We start from the raw sequence: 5,965 nt of genomic DNA, 5'->3' as shown, positions 1-5,965 counted from the left end.
ACAGAAGGAAAAGAAATTTAACACAAATAAGCGGTTGAAAGATAAGAAACAAATAGGATATAATAACCCATAGATATTCAGGAAGGGAGGAAATCTTTCATGCAAAAAGTAATCAGTATCGGAAAACAGAATTTTGTATCTCTTCGGGAGAATGATTGTTTTTATATTGATAAAACAGATCTGATCTGTAAGTGGTGGGAATCAAAAGATGAAATTACTTTGATCACCAGACCGCGTAGATTTGGAAAAACATTGAATATGAGTATGCTGAATTGTTTCTTTTCCAATCAATTTACAGGACGGGAAGACCTTTTTAAAGGATTGGTAGTCTGGAAAAAGGAAAAGTATCGTAAAATGCAAGGAACCTATCCGGTAATTTTTCTGAATTTTTCCGCAATTAAAGGCAGTAATTATGAAGATGCCAGAGATGGGATTATCATGGCGATCAATGAAGCCTATTCAGAACATAGGTATCTGCTTGAAAGTAATGAACTTACGGATGGTGAGAGGAAATGCTTTGAAGAGTTAGATTATTATGCAAAAAATCCAGGAATCAAAAAACAGGTGGCAAATGATACAATCTGTAATGCGGTAAAAAATCTGGCAAATTGCCTGAGCCGGTATTATAAAAAGAAAGTTATTATTTTGCTGGATGAATATGATACCCCGATGCAGGAAGCTTATCTCTATGGATATTGGAAAGAATTTACAGCATTTATCAGAAGTTTATTTAATGCAACGTTTAAGACAAATCCATATTTGGAAAGAGCAATGATGACAGGGATTACACGCGTGTCGAAAGAATCTGTATTTTCAGATTTAAATAATCTTAACGTTGTAACAACGACATCAACGGAGTATGAAACCTGTTTCGGATTTTCGGAAGAAGAAGTATTTCAGGCGTTAGAAGAGCGTGGGATGAACAATCAGAAAAAGCTTGTAAAGTCCTGGTATGATGGTTTTGTATTTGGAAATACGCATGATATCTATAATCCTTGGTCAATTACTAATTTTTTAGATAAAAAACAGGTCCGTCCTTATTGGGCAGATACCAGTTCAAATAGTATGATTGATGAACTGATTCGAAAAGCTTCCACAGACATCAAAGAAAAGATGGAAGAATTGCTGCAGGGAAAAGAAATCGTAGTTAATTTTGATGAACAAATCGTATTTGAGCAGCTTGACAATTATAATCAGTTCATGAAGGCATTATTAAGTGATGATATAGATGCTATGAACTATTATATGAATCAGATTATAATGACAACATTCAGTTATTTTGATGTAGGACAAAATGAACCGGAACGATTTTATCATGGATTTGTTCTGGGACTCATTGCGGATCAGACTGATATCTATGAGATTCGGTCGAACAGAGAAAGTGGTTTTGGACGTTATGACGTGATGATGATTCCTAAAATAAAAGAAACAAAAAAGTATCCGGCGATTATTATGGAATTTAAAGTGAGAAATATAAAAAGAGAAGAATCGTTGGAAGACACTGTGCAGACGGCACTGACACAGATTAAAGAAAAATGTTATGATGCAGAACTATATGACAGAGGTCTAAAAAAAGAAGAGATTCATCATTATGGTTTTGCATTTGAAGGAAAAAAAGTATTGATAGGATAAAAAGAAGAAAGTCAAACTGCTATTGCGATTTAAAACTTTTTCATATAGCAGTTTGACTTTATCCGTTTTATAGATTAATGTAAATAAAATCCCAGATCCAATATACATTCCGGAGGCAGATATTCTCGCGGAATATTCACAAGTGCAGTAATTTTCCATAAGATACCAAATCCAATCAGAATGAGTAGCATTCCTCTGACACATTTTCTATAATCTCCGGCAGGAAACTTATACAAATCTTTAATTCCAAAAGCAAAGATAAAAATTAAAATCAGGACGGTTATTCCAAACAAAAAGAAAAAAGATTTTTGCTTTTCTAAAATACGTCTGTTTTCACCAGACTGTTTTTTATGTTCCCCTTCCTGATCGATGGTGACTTCATCTCCATCTTTTAATGGATATGTAGACCATTTTATGATCTGCAAAAGTTGTCCTTTTTCATCTTTTTCTTCCGGAAGAAGAATACTATCTGCGGTTATGGAAAGAGGATCGACAGCCTTTGAAAAGGCGAGAAATTTTGTTCCGAATACTCCTTCTTGCTCTGCCAGATAAAAAATCATATTTGTATCGGTATTATAGCAACTTTTGGGAATACGGATGGTAGAATTAAGCTTTTCTTCTTCTGTCTGACTGATCGTTGCAATCTCTACAGGTATCTGCATCCATTTTTCTATACGGATGGATAAAATAGTACAGATCATTAAAGAAATCAGGATCATACATCCGGCATTCCAGGTTTTCTTTTTCATCATTTTATCAACTCCATAAAATATCTTTTAGTCTATCCGTCAATTCTGTATTGTAATATAAAAAGAAAAATGTCACTGGAAGTAAACATAGTAGACCACAGACGGATTGAATTCCAACAGCATTTTGATTGAGTGATGCGAGAAAAACAGAAAGGGGATAGTCGGTTTCTTTTTCGAGAAAAAGGATAGGCTGTTCAACCATATTCCAGCTTTCTGTAAATACTAATATAAATAATGTGATAACGGCAGGTTTTGAATTTGGAACTATAATGTAGCGAATCATTTGTAGCTGATTTACGCCATCCATTCTTGCGGCATCAAGTGTAGAATCTGGGATTGCCTGGAAAACGAAAGTAAGCCATACAGTTCCAAAAGGTGAAAATATTGCAGGGATTATCAAAGCTTTCCAACTGTTTAAAAGTTTTAGTTTTTCTAATAAAATATAATTCGGCAGCAGTGTTACCTGAATCGGTAAAATCATAAATAGTGCAAATAGTATAAACCAGAATTTTTTCAGAGGAAAAGAATATTTTGCAAATGCTGTTCCTGACATACAGGAAAAAAGGGTTTGTCCTGCCGCAATCATCAGACACATGGCAAGGCTTCTCCAAAATTTTATCAGATAATCAGGTTTTGCCAGAAAAACTTTATAATAATTCATCAGAGAAAATCCGGTATCTGAATGAAAAACTGAAAATACAATCAGATAGATAATTGGAAATAAAAAAATAAAGGCTATGATCGAAAAAACAAAGAGCCGGGTGTACTGTTTGTATTTATGCATCGGCAGTCCTCCTCTTTAGAAAATAGTATATCATATAGATAAGACCACTTAGAAAAAGAATAAATACGGTAATAATAGTTGCACTGGCGGAAACCTTTTGGTAATTCAGATTTTGTAAATTATTATTCATAAAATGTTGTAAAAAATAAATACTGTTGTCTGGATGAGTTCCGCCAAGTAAAAAGGCTTCTCTGTAGCATTTAAACGCATTCATTATGGAGAGTATTAATGTAAAAAGGATAACCGGAAACAATATAGGACAGGTAATATAATAAAAGCTCTGCCATTTTCCGGCTCCGTGAAGACTGGCATATTCATAATATTCTTTCGGAATCATCTGAAGTCTGGAAGAATAAATGAAAATATAATATCCAACAAATTTCCAGAAATATAAAATACAGATGATCCAAAAAGCGCTTGATGTATGAAGCCAGTCTTTTTCAGGAAGATAAAAAAAGTTTAGTATCAGATTCAAAAAACCATTATTTTTGAAAAAAAACTGGATGACTAAAACTATAGATGCGATTGGCATGATGATTGGATAAAGAAAAGAGAGTCGGAAAATTTTCTGACCTTTCGTAATCTGTTGTAAAATTACAGAAATACAGAGAGCTGTCCCTAAAGTAACTGGTATTGTAACAAGCATATATTTACAAGTGTTTTTTACTGCCAGTAAAAACATTGTATTTTTAAATAGTTCTTTATAATTATCAAGACCTACAAATTCGCGTTTTCCGATACCAAAAGAAACAGAATACCACAAAACAATCAAAAATGGGATCAGATAAAAGAAAAGAAATCCTGATATTGCAGGGAAAGCCAGTAAGAATCCCTTCTTCTTTTTTTTCATTGCATCACGCTCGCTTTCACTTAAAACTATTCTGTCACCTGTGTATGATAATCATTCCATGCTTTGTCTGCTAAAGCCGAAAGCTTATCTTGCCATATCTTTTTAAAATCAGTTTGCGGACCATATAATAAACTACTATTTTCTATAATCTCTTCATAAATAAAATGTTCAACTTCTGTCGGAAAATATGCTCCTTCTAAGGACTGAAATGCTTTTATAGCTAAATCCTGTTTTGACTGATCTAAGAAGGACAGTTTTGTACGGATGGCAGATACTTGTACCGGATAATCTGTTCCAAGGACACCATTTGCGCTTAGTGACATTCCATTAGTACTAGTTGATTCCTGAATTACGTTATTTAAAAAATACATTAAGAAGTGATAAGCTTCTTCTTTATAATCAGATGCCATACTTACAGCACCAAAGCAACGAATGGCAGCCATTTTTTTTCCCTGAATATCAGGGATTATGTCTATTTGCGTTGTGTGTTCGTTTATGTCATCCAAAGATGAGATTAAAATATGCGAAGAGCTAGTATCAGTATTATTTGTCTTTTCATTTTCTAAATAATCTTGTTTAAATAATAAGTATTCTAATGCGAAATTACTCCACTTTTCCTTATCAAAGAAAATCTGACCGGAATTGTAATCCGCAGCAGGTTGAAACCAGTTACCACTGATATTATCTAATTCGAATAGTGCATTTTTCAGAGCGTGGTCAGAAGAACTTTTTATATTTGAAATCCAATCTTCTAAGGTATCATTTTCCTGTGTATAATCAAGTACAGTATCGGAGATTAACATATTATAGTGGCAGGAAAGAGGAAGAATATATTGTCTTTCCTGATATTGACCGGGGAGAAGAAAAGACGGATTATAGTTTTCCTTTTGCCAATAAGAATCTTTTTTCATATATTTATCCAATGAGGCGAATACACCACTTTGCATTGCCTTATAAGGATTTTCAAAAAGAGGTTCGTTCATCTGCGCAGCTCCATCGGTGGAACAGTTAACAAGATATAAGTCAGGACCTTTTCCAGACATGATCTGTGTACGGAGTTTCTGAATTTCTGCAGATCTTTTATCAGGATCAGGAGATAATATTTTAATTTCAAATTCCAGAGAGTTATTTTTGGATGTGGCATATTTTACAGCATCAAGAACCTGCTCCTTAAAAGCAGGTTCTATAACAATAGAGAGTGTTTTGGAGACATCTTTATTTAGTTTTGTACATCCGGATAATCCAATTGAAAGGATGAGGAGTGGAAGAAGAGCAAGCCGTTTAGGTTTCATAGTATCACGCCTTCGTTGTATTCGAATAAAAATATGTGTATAAATATATTTGTTATTCCAGAGAGTATTTATATATTAGTTATAACCATGGCAACTTACAAAACGTGTTTGTGTTGAAGTTGTTGGAGGGTATGCGAGTCCGCATCTAGTACACTTAACTACAGTTGTAACGGTCCGCTGTTCCATTTTATCTGTACCATATGTATAGCCGTGAGAACAAGCTTTTTGATAAGAAGTCCATGTTCCATAAGTTCTACTTGGTAACATATTTCCAGAACAACCTGGACAAATTGTACCTCTAGCTCCTGATGCAGCACTTACAGGTGTAACATAAAGACTTAAGAGTATTATCAATGAACATATTATTGTACTAATTTTTTTTGCTTTAATGGTCATAAAGTATTCTCCTTTCTACTACAATATATTTAGTTAGTAAAATTTAAAATTGAACATTGGTATGATCCCTCCTTAAAAATTACAAAGTATAACTGATTGAATTTAAATGATGTATATGTCTTAGTATCTGAATTTTAACACAAAAATAAAACGATGTCAAAAAATATAAAGGAATTTTTTGAAAACGAAGTAGTTCGTATGATTTTGTTGATTTTCGAAGAATACCAGAGTTTATTTCATTGATTCATTTTCGGCTTTTAAG

6 protein-coding genes are annotated in these 5,965 nt (G+C 33.4%); 1 reads left to right on the top strand and 5 read right to left on the bottom strand.

The genetic code is table 11. The features are described from left to right. Positions 1 to 99: 99 nt before the first annotated feature. Positions 100 to 1,632, top strand: a complete 1,533-nt coding sequence (locus PG840_RS16240) for an AAA family ATPase (protein ID WP_270540581.1) — start codon at positions 100 to 102, stop codon at positions 1,630 to 1,632. 74 nt (positions 1,633 to 1,706) lie between these two features. Here PG840_RS16240 and PG840_RS16235 read toward each other — a convergent pair whose 3' ends face one another. The 5 genes from PG840_RS16235 to PG840_RS16215 all read right to left on the bottom strand — a co-directional run bounded on the left by PG840_RS16235 (position 1,707) and on the right by PG840_RS16215 (position 5,703). Then, positions 1,707 to 2,384: a hypothetical protein gene (locus PG840_RS16235; RefSeq protein WP_008374417.1), complete on the bottom strand. Its 678-nt coding sequence runs from the start codon at positions 2,382 to 2,384 to the stop codon at positions 1,707 to 1,709. A 4-nt stretch (positions 2,385 to 2,388) separates the two neighbouring features. Next, on the bottom strand, positions 2,389 to 3,165 hold the full coding sequence (locus tag PG840_RS16230) for a carbohydrate ABC transporter permease (RefSeq protein ID WP_270613883.1): 777 nt from the start codon (positions 3,163 to 3,165) through the stop codon (positions 2,389 to 2,391). After that, positions 3,158 to 4,015, bottom strand: coding sequence for a carbohydrate ABC transporter permease (locus tag PG840_RS16225; protein ID WP_008374422.1), 858 nt, complete (start codon positions 4,013 to 4,015; stop codon positions 3,158 to 3,160). The genes PG840_RS16230 and PG840_RS16225 overlap by 8 nt, the downstream gene beginning before the upstream one ends. Positions 4,016 to 4,041: 26 nt before the next feature. Continuing rightward, the gene (locus PG840_RS16220; protein WP_173692259.1) at positions 4,042 to 5,307 is read right to left on the bottom strand and encodes an extracellular solute-binding protein; all 1,266 of its coding nucleotides are present in this window, start codon (positions 5,305 to 5,307) and stop codon (positions 4,042 to 4,044) included. Between the two features lie 75 nt (positions 5,308 to 5,382). After that, the gene (locus PG840_RS16215) at positions 5,383 to 5,703 is read right to left on the bottom strand and encodes a hypothetical protein (protein ID WP_173692258.1); all 321 of its coding nucleotides are present in this window, start codon (positions 5,701 to 5,703) and stop codon (positions 5,383 to 5,385) included. Between the last annotated feature and the right edge of the window lie 262 nt (positions 5,704 to 5,965).

The sequence above is a fragment of the Coprococcus sp. AM97-35 genome, from assembly GCF_027697525.1.
GTDB classification, from domain to species: domain Bacteria; phylum Bacillota; class Clostridia; order Lachnospirales; family Lachnospiraceae; genus Allocoprococcus; species Allocoprococcus comes.
Note: the sequence above shows the minus strand (reverse complement) of the source record. Positions and strands in the feature narration are given on the sequence as shown.